The following is a 22,817-nucleotide window of genomic DNA, read 5'->3' on the forward strand; positions in this document are numbered from 1 at the left end:
CTCATAGTTATAATTGCTTTTTTTCTGGTATGAGTAGCTATGCTGCTCTGCCAGAGACGATCGCTCAGGTGAAACCTTCTATTGTTGGTATCGGAACTTATAGTCGGATAGCCAAACCCAACTCCCGATTTTTAGGTACCGGTTTTTTTGTAAAAAGCAGCGAGTATGTTGCAACAAACGCTCATGTGGTGCCGGATACACTCGATGACAAAACCAGGGAAAAGCTTGTGGTATTTGTCGGCACCGGACGCAAACCCAAAACCCACATTGCTGAAGTTGTTGTAATAGATCATCGTTACGATCTGGCGATATTAAAGATATCCGGTGCAAATTCACCCGCAATGAAACTATCAAGACAAACTGTTCGAGAAGGGGAAGAATATGCATTTACTGGCTTCCCCATTGGGAGTGTTCTAGGACTCTACCCTGTCACTCATCAGGGTATTGTTTCGAGTATAACGCCAATTGTCATACCGGCCAGAACATCCAAAGAACTAACCATTCATCAGCTGAAAAGTCTTAGAGAACCATACAAGGTCTATCAACTTGATGCGACAGCCTATCCCGGTAACAGTGGTAGCCCTGTATACCATAAAGAAACAGGGGAAGTCGTCGCCGTAATAAACAAAGTGTTAGTAAAATCTACTAAAGAGTCTGCACTGACCGACCCTACAGCCATAACCTACGCGATACCAATTAAATACCTTTATCAGATGCTCAAACAGCTATAATCGTGAGTCAACCACTTACTCAGCCGTCAATAAGGAAACTAGCTAACTCTCTTCGGCGCGAGAATGCTTTTGGTTTTTCTGCATAACCCATCCGAAAAAATATGACTACATGACTATGACCGAACTCAATATTCATCAGTTGTTCCAGCTGATTCATGTAATATTCCAGAAACTCACGCTCATGTTCAGAAAAACCATCACCCTTGTACTCAACCATTCGATAAATCAGTAATGGCAACGCGCCAAACGGTTGAAAGTGTACGCCTTTCTGTGCATTTATCGTTAGCCATAGCCTTTGCAATGCCCTACCTTGCGTTATCACATCCGTTTCTCGTGGCATTACCAATGCACCGATTTTATTGGCGTTCTTCAGAGGAACAGTGGCGCCTCGATAAGCCATAAAATATTGCATACCAAACAGGTTCAGGAATTTAGCGAATGACCACGATTTGAGCAGAGGAAGCGTTGCGGTGAATAGGCTTTCCAGCCCTAGCGTATCAGAAGCCAGACCATCGCACTGCTTTTCTATCTCATTGCCATAACGTAGCTTGGCGTAAAAATCATCGTGCAAGGATTTGTTCGTGTATCTGATCCTATCTGTATTTGAAAGGATTGTTATTATCTCCTTACGGCGCTCCCCTTCAAACCACTGAACCTCTGCTCCATCAAAATCATTTAAGGCAGTATTAAACTTATCCAAAAGAAAAGAAGGGATGTCCCAATCTCTGTAGAAGAAACCACGATTTGTGCACCGCTGTGGTATTGCTTCAGCCAGATTGTCAGGACCATTTTCACCCGATAGAGGAACCAGTTTAATCGACACAACTTTGTAATCAGGCGCTGCAACATCACTCTCAGGAAACAGATACAAATCGAATCCCTTAGTTAAGGCTTTTAGCCGGATGTTCTCAATAACCCCACCACACCCAAGTAGACTCGCATACTGGTTTGGGTCGAAAAACATGCCGAGATAACGGCTATCAAGAAACAACTCGATACTATCGTCGACAATACTGAATTTCCATGGTTGACTGTTGTCCGGAGAAGAAGCCCTAATACCAGCAGAGATAAGCTCCAGACAAAGCTCTCTAGTAATCATGTTTATGCCTTTTGAAAACGTCGTATTATTGTGGTGCGGAAGCTAAAAGGTGCCTCTGATCGGCAAACTTCTTAGCCGCCAGGTAACGCTTCAACCGTTGCAGTGGCCCCCTATTTCCCCATCTGAGCTTACCGGTTTTGTAAACACCGCAGAAAGTATCAAATTGCGCGTACCTTGGGGCGGCCATAGGAGCTCGTTTATTCAGAAGCAGAATTAACACTTCAGACGTTAACAGCCCGGTTGCAATGTTACATGCGCACGACAATGAAGGCCCGGCGTGATCTGATGAATCCACTTTACTGGTATCCATGTATTTCAAATGCGTAGCCCAGGGAGCAATACCAACAACAAATGCGATAAGTTGATCAAACAGATCCATATCATCGTTGATATCAAAGTACTCTTCAAAAGTCATACCTCCGGGGACAAACACGTTCAGCGTTCCCGAGAAGCCCAATGGAGCAGAAAATACAACGGGTTTGTTATGTTTTCTAGCGGTTCTGTATAACAGTAATCGTGCATCCATCGAGAATAAATCGATGGCATCAACAATAACATCAGCACTGGATATAAACTCATCAACATTATCTGGCTGGATTCCGTTAGGGAAAATCGTGATATCCACACCAGGATGAATATCCTTTGCCATATCAGCCATCACTTCAACTTTGGGCTTATCAACGGTAGAAGACGTTGCACCAATCTGTCGGTTGATGTTCTTAATACTGAACTCATCGAAGTCAGCTACATGGAATGAACCAATGCCCATTCTCACCAGGTCAATTAACTCACGTCCACCTAATCCACCGCATCCCGCAACCGCTACTTTCGAGTTTCTTAACTGCTCTTGTTCGGCTTCTGAAACTAAACCCAGATTTCTGGTAACCGCTTTTTTGTAGTACTCATTTTTGTCCATTAGCAACGAATCCTTACGTTAAATAACACCAAATATTCATACAACTCGCTTAAATTGGGAAACTTAATCCTTCATTTCGATATTCACTCCGTAGGATATCGAGATCATGAGTTTCCAGCGTATCTATAAAATTGGTTCTCTCTTTTACAAAGTAGCTGATGTCATCTTCAGATAGAGGTCTACCTTCACCTTTTTTCCTGCTAAAGTTTTCACTAAAGAAGAAGCGGTGTAGATCAGCATCAAACTCACGGCCGCCATAAAACTCACGGGATTTCCTATTTGCCTCTTCAATATCGAGACGATGCCCCTGTACCTTTAGTTTATAAGCTGCAGAATAGGGAACCAGTTCGCCCATCGGTTCAAACAAACACACCTTTCGGTAGAACTTCACGTGTCTTTCTGTCACCGAGCAGCATAGGTCAGTCACCCCCTTTAAGCCTGCAAACTGGAACAACAACTTAAACATATGCAAAAAGACTTTGTAGCGGGTGTATTTAGGATTGACCGCAAATGCCACAACTTCCGCAACCCGGCGGCCTTGCTCACGTAATTTCTTTATTTCGTCTCCGCAAAACTCTTCCATCGGAAGTCCCATAGGACCATCAACAATAAGCGTCACGGTTCCTACACACTTACCTCCCCTTTGAACTTAGCCGGGTTTCCTTCCTCTAGCTCTTCATGGTAGTGGGCAACAAATACTCGCGTATTAGGTAGAAGATGATACTTGGTAAATCGTATTCCAATATCGTCTGCTCTTTGCAATCCGGTTTCAACATAGTTGCTCCAAACAAGGCCATAGGCATCTTCCAGGTCCTTTTTATCGGACGCTATTTTATAGGTCACCGATCTGACTTTGGCACTCTGTTCTTTGTCCTTCGATAAGCGAACTTCGTTTCGTCGCTCAACAGGCACTGTCCTGCCATTCATTACGCCTTGAGGTGTCTTCTGCTTGCTCACAATACCCTCCTTGTATGTCAGGGCAAACGCTAAATAAGCTCGTTTGGTCTTAACTATATTATTAGTATATGCCAATTAACTAAATATGTAGCTTTATTCACCAACTCAGTTTATTTATATATACATACTAAAGTTAATTCTAATTTTTGGGATATCTGACTCTATTAAACCTACTACTTTCTTCTATAAAAACGTAAGGTGTCTATTTATTTTACAGTTAATCAGAGTCATGAGCTATTGAGACTAACATCAGTAAACCACTGTTTACACTGAACTTAGTCAGATTGGAAATCAAATAAGATAATAATTCAGCCTTGTTGACTTAAATTAATACAATTTAATTGACAGCTTTTTTTACACTTACAACATGTATAACGTTCTTATCGCTTATAAACCAAACTAACTCTCTGTTTTATCATAACTAATCATATTGGCACCACTATTGCAATATTCAGGCAGGGGATATTGGAATCCCGTTCTTAAAAAGGATTGGAATATGAACAACAAACTTTTAAAAGCGTTAGTGATAAGCGGCGCCCTAGTGTTGAGTTCAAATGTTTCTGCGGCACACCTGAATCTCGAAGACGTTGACGTTTGGGGTCTTGATGTTACAGGTAGTGGTGATGTAAATAATGTCACCGCATTCAACTATCTTGATTATGATGGTGCTAGTTTCGCGGACTCTACATTTGACAAAGGTGCAGATGCCACTTTGATAGACGCTGGCGATACCTTCGTAGACTACGGTTACCTGTTCTCTACAGGCGGTAACTATAACGGGCAAAGTGCTGATTTCGGTGACTATATGGTGACCTCAGTCTTTGATAACTGGACTGGTACCTATACAAATGCGACGCCTTTCCCATTAGCACCACTTTCTTACGACTTTGAAACTGGTGATTTGACCTGGAAAGTTTGGCAAACAGACGCCAACGGTATTATTCTTGGTTCCGATATTGATATTCTGACCATGTCTATAGTACATGGTTTTGGTACATTCGTACCTGCTATAGGTGAATACGTTATTGATCTAACCTTCGAAATTAGTGATATCTTGCAAGATAATTATATCTACTACGATATTAACGGTGACGGCATACTAGAGGCATGGGAAGACCTATTCGATGTAGCACTGACTACAGAGCTTGGACAGAGTATTTACTATACTACTACTCTCTCTTTTGTTGAGTTAGCAACGGACCCTGAAGCTACTGTAGGTACAATCATCGAACAATACTTCCTACACACAGGTGAGTTACTGGACTTTGACGGTGCATTCGGTGTTGCTGCAACAAACGATGGTAACCTTGACGCGGCTAAGATTCCAGAGCCTGGAATGCTAAGCTTGATGGGACTTGGTCTATTAGGACTAGCGGGATTACAACGCCGCAGAAGACAAAGTTAATACCTGAACAGATAATAATTTGGTTCACATATAAGCCCTTGCTTACGCAAGGGCTTTGTTTTTTTAAGCATTTAAATCGGTATTGGCTAATATTAATAAATAAAGACTAACCTTTAAGGCAGTGGTTTGAATTTAATACTTAGTGCTTCAGGCTATATTGTTACCTCTATTGGGTATGCATTTCTTTTGTTGCTGCTGCTCACCACCAGAAAAAATAGCCAACAGAAAACTTTGTTGCTTATCGCTAGCCTACTAGCTTTTATCTGGTCAGTGACTTGTGCCATCCATGCTACCTATAATTCATCTATGCTACCGAGTCTGGCAAGTGAGTCCCTCCGGAACTTATCCTGGTTTCTGCTGATAAGCGTCACCCTAGCCAATTTCAACCATTTTAGTGAAATACTCAAACTCAGTACTCTAACGAAAGTACTTTCCAGTCTGTTTGTTATAAGCTTTGTATTAGAAGCAAGTTATTTCGTATTTGATACAATTAAATTTAGTCATCTATTCGCTACACATCTCGCTCAGACTGTTGTCGTTCTATGGGTAATTGAACAACTTTTCAGAAGAACCGAACTCGTCAACCGATGGACGATTAAACCGATATGCCTTGGGCTTGGAATCGCATTTGCATATGATTTTGCCCTTTATGCCGATATTGTACTTACCAACACTGTAGATTCTCCATTCTGGAATGCCCGTGGCTGGGTCAACATCATTCCTGTTCCGCTTATTTTACTTACTGCCCGAAGAGTTAAACCCTGGGCATCCCGCGTTTATATCTCTCGAGATGTCGTCTATCACAGCACTCTGCTCACCGCTGCTGGATGTTACCTTGTCACAATGGCCGTGGCGGGATACTACATCAAATATGTAGGTGGTAGCTGGGGCAGTATGATTCAAAACGTCTTTTTTGCCTTAAGCGGATTGTTGTTAGCTGTACTTTTTCTCTCTGAGTCCTTAAGAAGGAAACTAAAGGTTTTCATTACCAAACATTTTTACGCCAACAAGTACGAATATAGAGAAGAGTGGGTACGATTTGCGAATGTACTGGAGGAAGCCGAAAAATCCCCTTATCAAACCGCACTCAATGCCATGATACGTCCTTTTGCCTGTGAACACGGTGTTATCGTGAGTGTAGAAGGAGGAAAACTTAAGAAGCTTGCGGATTACAACCACGACACCACGTTAGTTAATGATGTTGAACTGTTATCTGACCTTGTTGTGACCTCAATAAAACATAAGTGGATAATCGACCTTGAAGAACTCAAGAAGAGTAAGCCTGATGTCCCCTTTGAGTTCAACGCTGAAACTGTTTCTAACGCATGCTTAATTAATCACATTGTGCCTATCCCCGGACAGGACGGAACGCATTGTGCGTGTCTGTTATCCACACCTAATTCTACTCATGCAATGAACTGGGAAGACAGAGACTTAATGTGGGCTATCAGTAAACAACTTTCTGTCTATTTGCATTTGCATAGAAGTAATAAGACATTAAGTGAAAATCAGCAGTTTGACACCTTTAACCGGATGTCTGCCTTTCTCGCACACGACCTGAAAAACATCCTGGCTCAGCTCCAGTTGCTCTCTAAAAACGCGAAGAAGCACGGAGATAACCCCGAATTTATCGAAGATGCTTTTATTACCATAGATTCAGCCGTTAGCAGATTAGACAAAGTAGTTACTCAACTGAGGAAAAAAAGCGTAGAAGACAAGCCTAAAGACTCTGTTTCTATTAACTCGTCTCTGAAAAGCGCCTGTACCTCACTTTCAAACAAAAAACCGTCCCCTACACTAACAAATCTCAGCGATATCGATTTCACATTAAAGACCGATAAAGAGCGATTTGACAACGTCTTATCTCATCTTATACAGAATGCTCAGGAAGCTACTGATAACAATGGGAGAGTTGAAGTATCCACTGAACACGACAACTCACACTTCATGATAAACGTTCATGATGACGGAGTAGGAATGAGTGAGAATTTTATAGAGAACAGACTATTTAAACCTTTTGATACTACTAAAGGAAACTCGGGTATGGGAATAGGTGCTTACGATGCCAAAAAGCTGGTCAATCAATTAGGTGGGCATATAGAGGTTTATTCTACACCCGGCCAGGGAACCCTGTTTAAGATTATTTTTCCAATGGTTTCTTAAAAATGAACTTTAGTTGTAGGTACTCGTTAGTGGCATATAGGTATTATACTCAAGTAAAGGCACCTTGTTGTCACCATATAAATATAGGGCTGAATAATGGAAACAGTTCTTGTTGTAGAAGATGATTTAGGGATACAAAAACAGCTTAAGTGGGCTTTCTCAGAATACAATATTGTGTTCGCAGAAGATCGAGCTTCAGCTATAGCTGCCTTACGACGTTATGAACCTAAAGTAATTACTCTGGATTTAGGCCTGCCACCAGACCCTGATAACATAAGCGAAGGCTTAGCTACCTTAGAGGAAATCATAAAGTTATCCCCAAGCTCCAAAGTCATCGTCATTACAGGGAACGACGAGAAAGAAAATGCTCTTCAGGCAGTAAAAATGGGCGCACATGATTTTTATAGCAAGCCAATAGACGACGATATATTGAACGTCATTGTTAGCCGCGCCTTTTTTATAGCGAACATAGAGCAGGAAAATGAGCAATTAAAAAGCCTGACACTCAATAATAATGGTTTTATTGGCAGCTCTTACCAGATACAGCAAGTATGTAAAATGGTGGAACGCGTTGCTCCAACCGAAATAACAACTTTGCTCTTGGGTGAAAGTGGCACTGGTAAAGAAGTACTAGCCCGCGCGGTTCATAATCAAAGCCAGCGCACAGACGAACCATTTGTCGCCATTAACTGCGCATCTATCCCAGAAACTTTGTTAGAAAGCGAACTGTTTGGTTACGAAAAGGGCGCATTTACCGGAGCCCAAAAAACAACAATAGGGAAGATAGAATTTGCTCAGGGTGGCACGCTGTTTCTTGATGAAATCGGTGATATGCCCTATCCCCTTCAGGCAAAAATTCTTCGTTTTCTTCAGGAGAAAGTTATCACTCGGGTTGGCGGCAGAGAAGATATCCCTGTAGATGTACGAATTATCTGTGCTACTCACCAGAACCTGCAACAGATGGTATCGGAGAAGACCTTCCGTGAAGACCTGTATTACCGTATCAGTGAAATTACCCTAAATATCCCCCCACTCAGAGAGCGTGGCGAAGATATCGTGTTGCTGGCGAGAGCTTTTCTTGACCAGAACAATAAACAAAACAGCCGTCAGATAACAGGGTTCACTGATGATGCAATTCAGGCTCTAATGCAACACAGCTGGCCCGGAAACGTCCGTGAACTGCAGAACAAAATTAAATCAGCTTCAATACTATCCGACTCTAAACAAATTAATGCTACTGATTTGGCTTTATCGCCAGATTATTCAGAGCACACCATTGAACTCAATTTGAAAAAAGTAAGAGAAACAGCAGAAAAACAGGCTGTAAACAGAGCTTTATCTATCAATAACGGGAATATGTCTCACACTGCGACTATGCTTGGAATTACACGCCCTACACTTTATTCCCTGATGGACAAGTACTCGTTACAAAAATAACTCTATATGAGGAGCACATTGAAGGTTTATGTTCATAGCTCAGGCATACAATTATCGATTTAATAATGAATTCAACATTGAAGAGTGTGTATATAGTCATGGTGATAAAGCCGTGGTCTATAGCCCAATCAATGCGGAAGTTCTCCTTTGCAAAAAAGAGTTTGTTGATTTTGTTAAAGCGCTACAGGAGACCGATTGCTTTGATCAAACCCTCGATAATTATATCGAGCAAAACCCTGATTTCGGTTCCGAGGTTGTTACCAAACTACTGGACATGAAAATAATTCTTCGCGACGAAATAAATAATGACAATGGCTGATAAAGAATACATTTTAAAAGCGGGCCCTTTTCACTTTTCGGTGAAATCAAACGTATCGTCTATTCAGAGGTATGTTGAGCACCATTATGGAAAAAATCTTGTCATATCCGATACAAATCTATTCATTGACTATTATGTATCCGTTGAGCATGGGCCATTTTACAGGCGCTTGTTTAAGCCACAAGTTAAATTCAGATTCTCTGGAATGGTACCGTTTAAGCCCCTCCCCCTCGATCAGGCTCATGCAATGTTGGAATGGGGAATGAACTGGGTTATCTCAACCAACGCTAATCAGTATCTGATCATACATGCAGCCTCATTAGAAAAAGACGGCAAGGGCATCATCATTACGGCTGCATCTGGATCGGGCAAAAGTACACTCTGTGCTTACCTAGTTTCGAGAGGCTGGAGACTACTTTCGGATGAACTTGCGCTGATTTCACCAGAAAAACTAACGATGTATGGCCTTGGGAGGCCTATCAATCTTAAGAATCAGTCCATAGATCTAATGAGTCGTTATTTTAAACCGGCTGATTTTAGTGAGGTGGCAAAAGATACGCATAAAGGGACCATCAGTTTACTCCGGGCACCGGAAGAAAGTGTTGAGAACTCACACATACCGGTAGAACCCGCTCATATTGTATTTGTAAATTATAACGCCAGTGAAGAGTGCTATGTTGAGCCGGTAGATAAATGTTCGGCTTTGGCAGAGATCGTAAAAAACAGTTTTAACTTTAACTTATTGAGTAAATCGGGGTTTGCTTGCGCCAGAAAGTTAGTCGAAAAAACAAGCGCTGTGTACATTGAGTACAACAACTTTAGTGCATGTGAAAATGCCCTAAATAATCTAATAGAAGAACAATATTGTGATGATGCTATCTGACATACTCTCTGAACCAAAACTAATAACGACGATTTCAGCGCCTGCGCTATCTAAAATCATAGCGGAAGCCAGATATCATAATATGCTTGCTCAATTAAAACACCTCTGCATTCGAGAAGCTATTTGGGATCAATTGCCATTAAAAGCGAGAGAACATTTAGAAGCGGCCGAGCTTAAATACGTTAACCAACGCCAGTGTTTAGAAAACGAATCACAAGAGTTTTATCTTCATCTTAATTCGCTAAATATCAGCTGGGTATACTTAAAAGGGGCAGCGTATCACTTGTCAAATATCGACGATTTTCGCGGTCGGCTTATGGGCGATATTGATATATTAGTTTCTGAAGGTGATTTGCCAAAGTTGAATCAAAGCTATCCACTAAAGGCTGGATACAGGCTCATGTAAATAACCATGATGAAAAATTTTATCGTGAATGGTCTCAGGAGATACCTCCACTCAGGCACATAGAACGTAGAACAGAGCTGGATTTACACTTTAATATCCTTCCCAAAACCTTAAGGCAGTCCCCTTCACCTGAAGTTCTTATGCAGCACACGGTAAATATTTCAAACCAGGGAACTGGCCCCAAAGTGTTTAGCCCTCCCGCAATGGTGATACACAGCGCCATACATCTGTTTTATGAGAGTGAGTATTCGAAAGGATTACGAGACCTTTTTGACCTCTATATATTATTTAGCTCAAACGCTTCAGATGAGGGATTTTGGCGACAACTTATAGAGATACAAGATCAAATGGGCAATGCTGATTCGGTATATTTGGCGATTCGCTATTGTCACCTTGTGTTTAACTTCCTGCCTCCTGCTTTTGTAATCGAATACTACAACAAAAGCCGACCTGATAAGTTGACTCAACAAGTACTAGACTTTGCCTATATCAGGGTATTTTCATTTTCGTATCCGGAGAATCGTAAATTTGGTCACGATATTGCTGAGCTCTTTCTTTACTGGAGAGGCCATTTTAAACGAATGCCTATATATCTTTTGATCCCTCACCTCACCAATAAAGTGCTGACTCGCTTTAATAGCAATAAGAAGGAAGAGGAGTTGATAATTTAAGGGATTGGATAGCAACCTACCTCGTTCCCACGCTCTGCGTGGTAATGCATACCGTGGTTAAAAACATAGGCAAAACATATTAAAAAAAAACAAATAGTTACACCAATTACGGTTTGTATTCTGGCTGATAACTTTAAATCTGATATACATTCCCACGGGGACCATGGGAACGAGACCCCGTTATCATTATGCAGTTCTAGAGGCCATGATTAATACGCCACATAGCAATCCAACTAATATTACTTATTGTCGAAGCAACGCCGATAATCCTGTGAAGCACCAACAAAGTGATTTGTTAGTTTCTTACCACAGAAGTCATAAGGCGCATCTACAGGTGTTCCATTCTTACCTTGAGTAAGTGCGTTAAATGCCTTCGATAACGCAAACGATTTTAAATCATCTGTCAGGCTTAATGTTCTGGATAATTGCACATTACCGCTATTTTTTTTGATTGTAGCATTATCCCGCTTCCTAATCTTTCCTGAGTAGAGGTTATTAATTACCAATGCATCGGACTCGAGAAAGCGCACATCGATACCAGATGTGTTAATTAAAGAGTTATTTTGAATTAAACTGTCTTTTCCTTTATTTACGTAGATTCCAACATCACTGCAGTTAAAAATAATGTTGTTGCTAACCAACACGTTACTCGCTTCAAAGTTGGCGTTATCTCTTCTGTCTTTCATCCCTCCCCCGCCGATGGATAAACCAACAGTTGATCTTCCACGTGCCATCGCTGTATCTGTACTACACACGACAAGGTTATTACTAAACTCCCCACCTAAAGATCCTCCCTTAATGAAAGCAGCATAGCTCACTTTATTCCCACGTGTTTTTATAAAGTCCTGAATTATATTCCGGGATACTAACCAATTGTTACCGTGATCTATATTAATAGGTGTCACCGGGTGGTTAGTATTTCGTGGTGCAGAAGAATAAAAATGGTTGAATTGAATAACACCATTGTCTGGAAAGGCCTTTTTAATTCGATTCACTTTTATTGCAGCGTTAAAATCTAAAAACTCATTATGTAGAATCTGGGTAAACGAAGCATTTCCGACTACATGAATTGCATGCTCACACTGACCATGTTTCTTACATATTCCCTGAAACCTCAAGCCTGAAATGATCCAGTGTGGTTGATTCAGATATATACCTTCTAGCGAAGCTAGCTGTAGTGTTACTTTCCCTGGGTTCCTTGCTGTCAGATGGATTGGAGAGTGCTTATCAGTCCTTTGGTTGCTTATTTTAATCTTCTTGGCTTTTAGCTTATAGTTACCGTCTTCAATAACAATTGTCTGACCTGGTTGCGCGTTTTTTAAAGCTTTAATTAGAGACTTCGAGCTATCAACGAATACGGTATTCTTTGAGTTCAACAAAGACCGGGCACTAGTGTGGTCTGGTCCAACCAGTGTCCAGTTTTCAGGTTCGAATAAGATTTTCGCTTCTTCACTCTCTTCTTTTTCCGAATGATAAACCGTTCTGAATGAGTCATGATTAGCATTAGACAGCTCTGCATCAGAAAGTAAGGCAAGTGTGGACTTCAATGTACTTAGGAAGGAGCTATTGTCTAGCGACAGGCCCGCGTCAGCTCTATCTTTATACCATGTGTTTCCGGATTTCCACTTGTCGATATCATAGTATTTTCCAACTATTACATTGCTGTGCACCTCTGACACTAACTCTACTTTCGCATCCCACTTTTTTGGAGGAGCGACTAAAATATACTCGTTCCCTCTCTCTCTTTCCCCAATAACAAGGTTATTTTGAATATTCAGATGATGCTTTCGGTTGGTGTTCATTCGCTCTAAACCAAAGCCAATCAATTGGCGGTTTACCGTAGAATTGGTCTGTATCAATACTGAGTTTGAAAGATTGAGAATACCCCCAGAAGAAATATCTATCAGTCGACTATCTTTACCATCTTCGGTAGAAATAAACGTATTGTTGATGGTAGTTACTATCGATCTTGATTTGATAGCATGCCCCTGACTAACCATGGATAAAAATGTAGAGTTCTCGACTGTCAGCTCCGCTCCATTTGTATAAATACCATGCGCTCGTCCACGGTTTCCGAGCCTTTCGAACCGACTATACTTTATTGTAAGAGAGCCATTGTTTTTTGCTTCCAGAATGCCTTGTTGGCTATCATGAAAATAGCTGTAAAGTACGGTAAGATTCCTTCCCTGGTGCCTGATACAAGCGCCGTTCCCCGAAGACACTTTTATTCTACTGCACTCAATGTTCTCAATTACCGTATTTTCTCCCGAAGTGACAATTGCTGCTTTCCCCTCTATCGCGGCATCAACAAAATGAGTGCCTTCACTCCCGGATAAAGTAACGTTATTTTTTCTTATATGAATACCGTTAGAGTAGATACCCGGTCCGAGATAAATAGTACTGCCGTCGCTTATCAGTTTTTCTGCCTGTTTCATATCTTCGACGGTAACACCATCTACAATAATTTCTCCTTCGCTTAGAGGGATGGCGAATGCAGAAAAATGAACAAGCACAAGGAGAACGATGTTAATGCGCAGCATAGTGAAGTCCTTTAAAACATTAAAAATAGTACTTCAGAACCAGTTCCACAAAATCATCTTTGCGAATCGAGTATAAAGGATCGGTTGGTGTTTCATTAAAAAATCCCCAGGCGTCTAACTCTACACTCATATGGTTGGTTAACCGTGTAGAGCCCTCTAGCCGGTATATCTGAACGTCCGAGTTATCCAGATCTTGCGTAAGCCCAAACAATAACTCACTGCTGTCTTCATCATTAAAAACAAACCTAAAGCCCGTAAAAAAGTCGTTTTGACCAATAGCTAAAGAGTTAGTACCGCGCGAGTCATAAAGATACTCGCCAATGAACCCGAGATCCCACACCGAACCAAACATCCCGACCCAGGTATATTCAAATCCGGTTACCGTAGCACTGTAGTTCTGGTAACTATCTTTATAAATAGCCTCTAACTTCCATAACCAGTCACCTACTATTCCCTGTAGATCCAGACCCATATGGTGCATTTGAGCGTAATACGGGATCAACTCATAACCTTCAACAAGAAATACAGGTTCCCTATCTGTTCCATACAAATAACTAAGGCCTAAGTCCCAATCCCCAAACATCTGAGAATAACGCAATGCAAAATCCTGATGCTTCTCTTCGTCACTCGACTCATATCTGGCTTTATCCGTATTGACCACATAGGACGTTCTCAGGCGGCCATCAGCACCAGGAAATGTACGTTCCCTAAAATATGGCAGATAGAAAAACTCCGTGATTCCCCAGTCTTTTATAATCGAAAGGTTTAGCATTGGTTGTCCAAGCTTATCTTCTCCGTCAAGGGCTTCGATGGCATCAGTCTGGTTGATCGCATCAACCAGGTGGGTCGACTCGGTAACTCCCCAAAAAACCTTGCCGATACCAAAGCGAAACTCATAATCACTCCAGGCGCTCAAATAAAGAAGTTCTCTGATATCACCATGAGTTCTTTCACTATCCAGATCGTCATAACGGATAAAAGGCGTGAATGTAATAGAAGCATCGTGCTCATCGCCACTTAAATCCCAGTAAAATTCAGGCCGAAGCACAATAGAAGGCTGTGACTGCTTTTGTCCCAACTCTCCCTCACTAAAAAAATATCGGTAGTCAGCACTTGTATAGCCACCGAAATCAAAGTTGCTGATTTCTGCGTTGGTGGTAAAACTCCATGACAAAAGCAAGATGAATAACGATGTTATTATTTTCAGCCTCGAGGTGAATATTCTGAATATAAAACCAAACATAACTTCACGCTCACTTGATCCGTTTTAATATGTTTTTATTGAAATCGTTTTCTTCTAACCCAGTTTGAAACTTGATGTTCATGGTTTTTAAAGTTGTACTCTTACCCGTTTGATGGTTAATCATCTCCAAAGTATGAGCTCGCCAATATTTATCCAGATACAACTCGTAATTCTGGAATGTCAGTGTTTTCAGCAACGCATTTTTTCTATCGTAGAATTCAACTTTGTGTGGCCGATACTCGTCTTTATCCAGCCATACAACTTGTCTTTTGTAGCCAGACTTTTTGTCGTGTGGTTTCTGTTCAACAACAAAAAGTGACACTCCATCGATAGCTTCATCCCTGACGTAATTGAAGTCGTACTTCTCCAGTTCAAACGACGTCAGATCTTCGTACGCGAACTCACTCCCCATAAACGGTCCGGACTTATTTCTGGAGGAGATGCGTTTGACTCTTTTTAATGCCGGGAGATACAACCATTGGTCGTCAGCGCCTTGCGTATGAGAATGGCTTAAAAATGCGGTTCCTTTCACATCCCTTGGTTCGTCAAAAACCGTCAGCCCTTTGTCTCCGTCATTTGCAACCTCTAATGATTTCATCCGCATTAAACGGTTGGCCGTATCGCCACTGGCATTTTTCAGAATCATCTCCATCGAGGCAGTGCTGTCTTGCCAGCCTATATCTCGAGCTTTCCTCTCTTTAGCGATCTCTAACCCTTTCACCGCATCGGCGAGTACAAAGGAAGGAGACAAGATAAAAACACTCAAAAGCAGGTAAAAGCCTGGAGCTTTACGCGTGAATGGTGATGCAACACTTAGGGAGAAGAAGTTCATTAGTGACTCCTCTTTTTGTCGAATATCATGAGTAGGCATGGAAGTAAAAAGAAATCCACAACCAGAGCCAGAAATATAACAATGCTACTGAGTTTCCCCATATCAGAGTTCAATCTGAATGATGACAATGCGAGCACAAGAAAGCCGGCGACCAATACCACTGTTGTAATCCAAAGCGCGCGTCCGACCGTATGAAATGCATAGCGTATCGCCTCTTCCGGTGTTTTCCCATCCGACCGAGCGTATTTGTATTTAGTAAGGAAATGGACTGCGTCATCAACCACGATACCCAGCGTTAGCGAAGCTACAACGGAGAGTCCCAGGTTGACCTCCCCGGAAATTAATGCCCAAATACCAAAGCCTAAAAGAGCCGGAACCATGTTCGGGACAATACTGAGTAACCCTAACTTGTAAGAACGTAACGCCAGAAAAAGCAATCCCGAGATCAGCAATAAACTAATTGGTAGTGAAACCAGCATACTTCTCATGTTGGTTTCCCCAATATGGGCAAACATAAGAGACGGACTGGAGGTTTTTACTTCGTAAGAGCGCCCGGGTGGAGAATCTGTCCTGATCCATTCGTGGATTCGGTTTTCAAGATTGATAAGTTCAGAGCTTCCCATGTTATCGGTTTTTAGCTGAATCTTTAGTGACGACTTATCGATGTTTATCTGGTTATTCAGATCTAAACCAAATGGTAGCGACATCTCATACATCAGCAAGTATTGCGCAGCAAGCTCTCTCTCTCCGGGTAGCCTGTAATAACTGTCGTCATCCGCATGCATATTTTTGTTCAGGCGTTTAAACACATCCGACATTGATGCAACATGATCAACTTCTGGTTGTTGACGAAGCCATTCGGTAAAGCTTTCTATTGTTGAAAGAAATTCAGGCGCGACTATTCCGTGAGGCTCATTCGTATCTATCGATATACTGATTGTTCCCATACCGCTGATACGTTCCTGCATAAAATCTACGGCCTGCCTGAACTCACTCTGTTTACCAAAGTATTTCACCGAATCATCGTTAATTTTGTTCTGAGGTATTACTGCAACCGCTACGGCAATAATGACGACAAATGTAGGTAAAATGATTCGCCTGTAGCCAATAACAAAATCCGCCAGATAATCCACAATTTTGCTCTCATCCTGATTCCCGCTTCTGAACGTCACAGGAAGGAGCATAAGCATTGCCGGTAATAACGTCAGTGAGAGAATACATGCGATCATAACGCCCATGCCGGCCAGAGAACCAAAGTCTCTGAGTACCGGAGAGTCAGACATATTCATCATCAAAAAGCCAATAGCCGTGGTAACCGATGTAATAATGACGGGTAAGGCATTTATGCGTAAGCTTTCAAAAACAGCCTCGGCTTTAGTGTCACCTACCTCCATTTGATGCCTCATCGTCGCAATAATATGCACACAATCTGCAACGGCCAGCGTCAGAACTAACGTTGGGATATTCACCGTAGCGATATTCATATACATGCCCGCCCAGCCTGATAAGCCAAGCGTTGAGGTAACAGATGTGATAATCACCACTAAAGTAGCCATGACACTGACAAAGGAGCGTAATAAGAAAGTAAGAATGATCAGCACCACAACCAACATAAGTGGCACCAGAGTGAGGATGTCATGTTGCGCGGATGTCATGAATGCGTGGTTCATCGCTACGACTGCCGTTTTGTAAAAGCTTGTCCCCGGGTAGTCAGCTTCATACTTAGCAATAAGTGCAGATACGTAATCGTGAACCTCTACGACTTCTGAAGTTTTATCTATCTCTGGTAACTGAACCGTAATATTTATCACGGCCACATCACCTTTCTCAGACACAATAGAATGCTTAGTAACAGGTTCACTTAACGCAATTCGTTTTACTTTTTCTATATTCTGATTCTGGAATTCGAAATACTCAGGAACCAGGTCTTCGACCAATAAATCATCTTCAATCGCTTCGGTATGCTGATAGTTTGAAAGTGAGTCGACTCGGCTGGAGTAAGGTGTCAGCCAGGCTTCTTCGGTGAAGCGCTGAATAAGAGTCAGTGTTTCTGGTGTAAAGACGTCACGGTTGTCAGGTGCAATAACCACCGCCAAACTGTCTGTTTTTGAAAACCTGGCCTGGATCTCTTCAAAAGCAAGTAGTTGCGGATTCGCTTTATCAAAAAAGATATTGTAATCACCTCTGAAATAGAGGTTTTTCACGCCAATACTCGATAAGGTGACAAGTAAGATACAGCCCACGAGTGTGAGCACAGGAAAATGAACAGAGGAAACTAACCACCGTTTTACGGCAGATGACGGAGCATTGTTATGATTATCCACTCTTCCCCCATTTTATCCGTAAAATGTTGGGTTATTTAAATAAACTATAACAAGTATAGAAGCTGGTTCCTTTTGAGCCAGTTAATATCTTACAAAGCCTCTGTCATCTTTTTCCGTTTGTGATGCCAGTTACCTACAAATACAGTCTGATTGCGGCCCTCATCCTTTGCTCTATATAGAGCTTCGTCCACTAACATAACCGCTTCCATTGGATCTTCATCTACTTTCGGGTAACAGGTATAGACGCCCAGACTGACCGTTAATGGCGGATGTATTTTGCAGCTTTCATATTCAATATTTAGGCTACTAACAACGTTATGAACACGCTCTGCTACTGTTTTTGCCCCTTCTGAATCCGTATCACGAAGAATAAAAGCAAACTCTTCACCTCCGTATCGATAAACTCGATCAAGAGGTCTCTTTAGCGGTTTGCCAAGAGCTTCTGCGACCGTTACCAGAACTTCGTCACCAAACACATGTCCGTAAGTATCGTTGAGCTTTTTGAATTTATCGATGTCACACATGATAAGAGAAAAGGGCTTAGCATTTCGTGCATGACTTTTCCATTCGGAAACGAGGTGTTCGTTAAACATCCTTCTATTTCCTATCTGAGTAAGCGGGTCAATCATGCTTAGCCTTTGGAAGCTATCTCTGGCGTCGTTAAGCTCCTTTTTAGCCAGCTCAACATCGGTTATATCTCGAGCAAGGATAAACAGGCCAGGCTTGTTAGTTTGAGGATCAACAAAACGGAATTTACGTGCATCAATCCAGTGTTTTTCCCCATTGTCATCAACAAATTCGTCAACAACAAGGAATGCTTCTCCGGTGTCGAGCACTTTTCGATCTGAAGGGCTGAATTTTTCTACAATTTCCTTCGAAGCGACATCTTTCAGCTGCTTACCCAAAAGGTCTTCTGGGCTGGCAATTCCCAGCGGTTCGACAAAAGCCTGATTACAAGCCTTATAAACCAAATTATGGTCCATCATTCCTATTGCATCTGGAATGGCCTGGATGATGGTGTGAATAAGATTTCCAGAGTCCCCGTGTGAGCTTTCAGAAAAGAGCGCTTCATCAAATTGTATAAGCCAGCTCCCCTTTCCCCGAAAGCGGAACGGTGTGCATTTTAAACCTGTTCCATTGATTGATTGTGGTGCAGTAAAATAGGATGCAAATTGCTCTTTTAAGACAGCAACTAACTTCGCACTTTTTTCTTCATCGATCAGTAGCTCTTGAGCTGAATCACTGGCATAAAGAATTTTAAGTTGTCTATCAACAATTAAAGCAATACCAAGACTATTTATCGTCTTTTTTACGCCCCGATCAAACACCTTCAACAGCCCAACGATCATGACAGCTACTGCGAGGGGCCAAACCAACCACACATCCATATAAATAAATTAACCGATAATTATTTGAGTTATAAGTTTCGTTATATCTTCTGACGACTCAATATTCAACTAATCCATTTTAGAAATTTGGAACTTAGCACTTTCTGTACGCCTGAAAATTAAATGCAACCGATTGCACTTTATTTATCGTAAATCACGCTATTCCATGGATAACAACTCACAGTTCGTTATTGTCTCGTAGGTTACGTTATTTAACAGGCCACCTTTAAATGAAGCTTCCTGAAAAACCATTGTAGGCGTTTCTCCCAAATACATTCGAATATTAAAGAAGCTTTTTAAGTTGTCGTCAGTTACATCACCTTTAGTCATAGCCTCACTATCTGAGATTGCCAGAGCCTTGTTTTGAAACTCAAATACTTCTGTATCTGTTTCCTGGGAGTCAAAAAAGGTTTTTCCCATCACCAAAGTTGACGCTTTACCTATGTTCACTTCTATACGCTCGTATAGATGAGTACGGTTGCTGTCTCCATAACAAACCATATTAATATTAGCGTTCGCACTAGCAGAAAATAGTACCGCAACAAGGATTAATTTCATTTTCATATTAAGCGCCCGACTAGCTTTAACCAGTAAAGACTGTCTTTACGGCTAATAGATAAGTTTCCGGATCGGTACCAGGAAACGCAGGCTTAAACCCTTTGCTCTTCTCATAGTATGATCGATTCGTTCTTACGAAACGAAGATTCCCCGGTGCACGTTTACTGTAGCTCTTTATAACTCTAGTTGCAGTTGTATCGGTAACTCCAAATTCTTCTATCAACAGAGAAGCCCGAAAAGTTCCCGTCATTCTTACCACGCTTTCAATAAACTTGTGGTAAACGTCATTATTCATTCTGTAATTTCCTGATAGTTACTAAAGTGCTCATATGGTCTTCATGTTCTATACGTAAACTAACGCATCTATTTACGATTGAAGCGCCGATCTCATATAGCACCAGGCTAGTTTCGTAAGACGTAAATACTCATCTTTGTCTTCGTGAATATCTAAAGGCTGCGTAAACGATTTTTCCGGGAAAAAGCCAGATAGCATTTCTGCCACCTCATATTCATTCGGCATTCGCTCTTCTTTACGAATAAATATCGCCACACGCGAAGCCACTTCGTAATCCGGAATCTCTGCTTCTTGTAAAATGGTTACTTTCATAAGATTGGTTCTCCAAAAACATCACCCAAATCAAATGTGATGACAATCACATTTGAGAGGCACATATTATGGACACAAATAATCAATGTCAAAATCTAAATAAATCATTATTGATTTACATCAAACGTAATTACTCATATTTATAATTCACTATCAATCAATAGTGACGTAAAAAGAAAGAATGAGCCCATATATGAAACGACAGATAAGAAATAAGAGCAGCAGATAACAAAATTGTTAACCGTTGGAGGACTAATCGAAGGTAGACTTTCAGACACGAAAAAGCCCTAGCATTTCTGCTAGGGCTTTTCCTGAATTTGGAGCGACACACGAGGTTCCCGATTTCAGGTAACAGGCGTGACCTCGACCTTGGCAAGGTTACGCTCTACCATCTGAGCTAGTGTCTGTATTGATAGGTACATAGCAAAAGACCCCAGCAATTCTGCTGGGGTCTTTCAAATTTGGAGCGACACACGAGGTTCCCGATTTCAGGTAACAGGCGTGACCTCAACCTTAGCAAGCTTGCGCTCTACCATCTGAGCTAGTGTCTGTATTGATAGGTACATAGCAAAAGACCCCAGCAATTCTGCTGGGGTCTTTCAAAATTTGGAGCGACACACGAGGTTCGAACTCGTGACCTCAACCTTGGCAAGGTTGCGCTCTACCAACTGAGCTAGTGTCGCAAGATGGTGCCCCGGGCCGGACTTGAACCGGCACAGCGCGAACGCCGAGGGATTTTAAATCCCTTGTGTCTACCAATTCCACCACCAGGGCACGCTTTTCAGCGATGGAGACACCATCCTCGTTCCTTTCGGGCTTTGCCTTGGGAACGGGGTGTACTTTAACGGATTGAGAAATTTCGTCAACAAGAAAATGTAGTGTTTTGAACTGTATGGCTAAAAAATCATCCACAGAGCACATTAATCACACATATTGCTATAGGAATGACCGATGTTATTAATCCCTTCATTTAAATAAAAAAACCTGCCACAAGCGCAGCAGGTTTTTTCGGTCACATAATAATGATTACTGAAGCTCAATACCGTTATCTTTTACGACGTCCGCAAAAGAATCATTCAGGTATTTAACATTAGTAAAGCCGTTCTTAGTCAACAATGCATAAGCCATCGCTGCTCTTGCACCAGCCGCACAGTGAAGAATCACTGGGCTATCTTTTGGCACTTTATCCAGATGTTGATCCAGCTCGCCAAGAGGAAGGTTAATAGATTTCGCGATATGTCCTTTCGCTGCTTCGTCAGGGTTTCGAACATCAATGATTGTCGCGCTACCCTCTTTGGCCGCTTTAACAAATGCAACCTCTTCTACAGCGCCTTTAACCAGCTTCTTCTCGTATACAAGCTTAGTTGCGATCTTATCTTTGCCTGTCGGAAGTTTAGCAGCAGCCCAACCTTCCATACCACCATTCAGGATGGTTACATTTTTAAACTTCCAGAAGTTAAGAATTTCGTACGCTTCTATCGCTTCATCCGCATCTGAAGTATCCGCTACGATAATAATCGGCGCTTTTTTATCACGAAGCTCAAATATGGTTCGTTTCGCTACCGGCTTCTTCTCTTCATTCCATTTATCGTGCATGTCCACCAACTCGGAAGCAGGCATATGAACAGCGCCTTTTACAAAGCTCGCAGGCTCATCACGAACATCAAGAATCACATGGTGAATATTAAGATTTTTCGCTACCCAATCAGCATTCACATGTGCTGGATAAATTTCGCCTTTCCATGCTGGCATACCTTCAACATACGCTTTTACATTGGTATAACCATTTGCCTTTGCGATTTTCAGTGCTGCAGGACTCAGAGGGCAAGTGACACCACCACAATAGAAGACCACTAATTGATCTTTATCCTTTGGTAACCAATTAAGGTTTTCTTTAAGCTTGTCTGAAGGTGTCGCTTTAGATGTAGGAATATGTCCAGCGTTATATTTTCCAACTGGGCGCGCGTCACCAATAAAGACAGGAGCCCCTTCATCCAACAAGTCAGCAAGCGTATCGGTATCAATAACCTGATCAGCCGGTAATTTAACCAGAACTCGCTTTATCTTACTTGCATAACCATTTTCGTCTATTTCAGCCTTAAACTTAGTGTTAACGGTCAAATCTTTGAACGATCCAGCGTCAACCAGAACCGTGTTTTCATCATATTTAATTACGTTAACTTCTTTGGTTTTCGGGTTCAGATACTGAATCGTTTTTGTCATATGGATTGCAGACTGAATCTTACCAACCACCTCATCGGCAGCTACTGAGAAAGGTAGCGTGACCAGTAATGAAGCGACTATTGCTGTTTTCTTAAACATAATTGACTCCCTATTT

Annotated in this window: 19 protein-coding genes, 2 tRNA genes and 1 pseudogene; 7 read left to right on the forward strand and 15 right to left on the reverse strand. The window is 41.7% G+C overall.

Annotated elements, in window-relative coordinates; genetic code table 11:
* The first annotated feature begins 29 nt into the window (after positions 1-29).
* Positions 30-731 carry a S1 family peptidase gene (locus tag P7F88_RS20340; protein WP_277827758.1) on the forward strand — a complete coding sequence of 234 codons (702 nt, stop codon included), beginning with the start codon at positions 30-32 and terminating at the stop codon, positions 729-731.
* A 19-nt stretch (positions 732-750) separates the two neighbouring features.
* On the opposite strand, the gene P7F88_RS20345 is transcribed toward P7F88_RS20340, so the two are convergent.
* The 4 genes from P7F88_RS20345 to P7F88_RS20360 are packed head-to-tail and all read right to left on the reverse strand — an operon-like array spanning position 751 to position 3,703.
* A complete protein-coding gene (locus P7F88_RS20345; RefSeq protein WP_277827760.1) occupies positions 751-1,830 on the reverse strand; it encodes a hypothetical protein in 1,080 nt (359 codons plus the stop codon).
* Positions 1,831-1,855: 25 nt separating this feature from the next.
* Positions 1,856-2,746: a ThiF family adenylyltransferase gene (locus P7F88_RS20350; protein WP_277827762.1), complete on the reverse strand. Its 891-nt coding sequence runs from the start codon at positions 2,744-2,746 to the stop codon at positions 1,856-1,858.
* A 49-nt stretch (positions 2,747-2,795) separates the two neighbouring features.
* Positions 2,796-3,365, reverse strand: coding sequence for an N-acyl amino acid synthase FeeM domain-containing protein (locus P7F88_RS20355; protein WP_277827764.1), 570 nt, complete (start codon positions 3,363-3,365; stop codon positions 2,796-2,798).
* A 5-nt stretch (positions 3,366-3,370) separates the two neighbouring features.
* A complete protein-coding gene (locus P7F88_RS20360; RefSeq protein ID WP_277827765.1) occupies positions 3,371-3,703 on the reverse strand; it encodes a hypothetical protein in 333 nt (110 codons plus the stop codon).
* 496 nt (positions 3,704-4,199) lie between these two features.
* Here P7F88_RS20360 and P7F88_RS20365 point away from each other — a divergent pair, with 496 nt between their 5' ends.
* The 6 genes and pseudogenes from P7F88_RS20365 to P7F88_RS20390 all read left to right on the forward strand — a co-directional run bounded on the left by P7F88_RS20365 (position 4,200) and on the right by P7F88_RS20390 (position 10,987).
* A complete protein-coding gene (locus tag P7F88_RS20365; RefSeq protein WP_277827767.1) occupies positions 4,200-5,108 on the forward strand; it encodes a PEP-CTERM sorting domain-containing protein in 909 nt (302 codons plus the stop codon).
* A gap of 126 nt (positions 5,109-5,234) precedes the next feature.
* Entirely contained in the window at positions 5,235-7,271 is a 2,037-nt protein-coding gene (gene prsK, locus P7F88_RS20370) for an XrtA/PEP-CTERM system histidine kinase PrsK (RefSeq protein WP_277827769.1), read from the forward strand.
* 96 nt (positions 7,272-7,367) lie between these two features.
* Positions 7,368-8,708 (forward strand): PEP-CTERM-box response regulator transcription factor, encoded by a 1,341-nt coding sequence (gene prsR / locus P7F88_RS20375; protein WP_277827771.1) that lies wholly within the window; start codon positions 7,368-7,370, stop codon positions 8,706-8,708.
* Between the two features lie 28 nt (positions 8,709-8,736).
* A complete protein-coding gene (locus P7F88_RS20380) occupies positions 8,737-9,027 on the forward strand; it encodes a hypothetical protein (RefSeq protein ID WP_277827773.1) in 291 nt (96 codons plus the stop codon).
* Entirely contained in the window at positions 9,020-9,910 is an 891-nt protein-coding gene (locus P7F88_RS20385) for an HprK-related kinase A (RefSeq protein ID WP_277827775.1), read from the forward strand. The genes P7F88_RS20380 and P7F88_RS20385 overlap by 8 nt, the downstream gene beginning before the upstream one ends.
* 82 nt (positions 9,911-9,992) lie before the next feature.
* A pseudogene (locus P7F88_RS20390) lies at positions 9,993-10,987 on the forward strand (nucleotidyltransferase domain-containing protein).
* Positions 10,988-11,226: 239 nt separating this feature from the next.
* Here the strand turns inward: P7F88_RS20390 and P7F88_RS20395 are convergent.
* From P7F88_RS20395 to P7F88_RS20445, 11 genes are all read right to left on the reverse strand, one after another.
* Entirely contained in the window at positions 11,227-13,527 is a 2,301-nt protein-coding gene (locus P7F88_RS20395) for a right-handed parallel beta-helix repeat-containing protein (protein WP_277827777.1), read from the reverse strand.
* A 19-nt stretch (positions 13,528-13,546) separates the two neighbouring features.
* Positions 13,547-14,707: a hypothetical protein gene (locus P7F88_RS20400; RefSeq protein ID WP_422128312.1), complete on the reverse strand. Its 1,161-nt coding sequence runs from the start codon at positions 14,705-14,707 to the stop codon at positions 13,547-13,549.
* Positions 14,708-14,780: 73 nt separating this feature from the next.
* Positions 14,781-15,602 (reverse strand): outer membrane lipoprotein-sorting protein, encoded by an 822-nt coding sequence (locus tag P7F88_RS20405; protein ID WP_277827779.1) that lies wholly within the window; start codon positions 15,600-15,602, stop codon positions 14,781-14,783.
* Positions 15,602-17,926 (reverse strand): efflux RND transporter permease subunit, encoded by a 2,325-nt coding sequence (locus tag P7F88_RS20410; RefSeq protein ID WP_422128314.1) that lies wholly within the window; start codon positions 17,924-17,926, stop codon positions 15,602-15,604. Before P7F88_RS20410 ends, P7F88_RS20405 begins: the two co-directional genes overlap by 1 nt.
* 89 nt (positions 17,927-18,015) lie before the next feature.
* A complete protein-coding gene (locus tag P7F88_RS20415) occupies positions 18,016-19,302 on the reverse strand; it encodes a sensor domain-containing diguanylate cyclase (RefSeq protein ID WP_277827781.1) in 1,287 nt (428 codons plus the stop codon).
* A gap of 171 nt (positions 19,303-19,473) precedes the next feature.
* The gene (locus tag P7F88_RS20420) at positions 19,474-19,878 is read right to left on the reverse strand and encodes a hypothetical protein (protein WP_277827783.1); all 405 of its coding nucleotides are present in this window, start codon (positions 19,876-19,878) and stop codon (positions 19,474-19,476) included.
* A gap of 19 nt (positions 19,879-19,897) precedes the next feature.
* Positions 19,898-20,167 carry a BrxR family helix-turn-helix transcriptional regulator gene (locus P7F88_RS20425; RefSeq protein ID WP_277827785.1) on the reverse strand — a complete coding sequence of 90 codons (270 nt, stop codon included), beginning with the start codon at positions 20,165-20,167 and terminating at the stop codon, positions 19,898-19,900.
* Positions 20,168-20,239: 72 nt separating this feature from the next.
* Positions 20,240-20,479, reverse strand: a complete 240-nt coding sequence (locus tag P7F88_RS20430; protein ID WP_277827787.1) for a hypothetical protein — start codon at positions 20,477-20,479, stop codon at positions 20,240-20,242.
* A 607-nt stretch (positions 20,480-21,086) separates the two neighbouring features.
* Positions 21,087-21,162: transfer RNA gene (locus P7F88_RS20435), tRNA-Gly, on the reverse strand.
* Positions 21,163-21,166: 4 nt separating this feature from the next.
* Positions 21,167-21,253 (reverse strand) — tRNA-Leu (locus tag P7F88_RS20440).
* Positions 21,254-21,505: 252 nt separating this feature from the next.
* Positions 21,506-22,801 (reverse strand): rhodanese-like domain-containing protein, encoded by a 1,296-nt coding sequence (locus P7F88_RS20445; protein ID WP_277827789.1) that lies wholly within the window; start codon positions 22,799-22,801, stop codon positions 21,506-21,508.
* Positions 22,802-22,817: the final 16 nt, after the last annotated feature.

The sequence above is a fragment of the Vibrio hannami genome (assembly GCF_029589055.1).
Lineage (GTDB): Bacteria > Pseudomonadota > Gammaproteobacteria > Enterobacterales > Vibrionaceae > Vibrio > Vibrio hannami.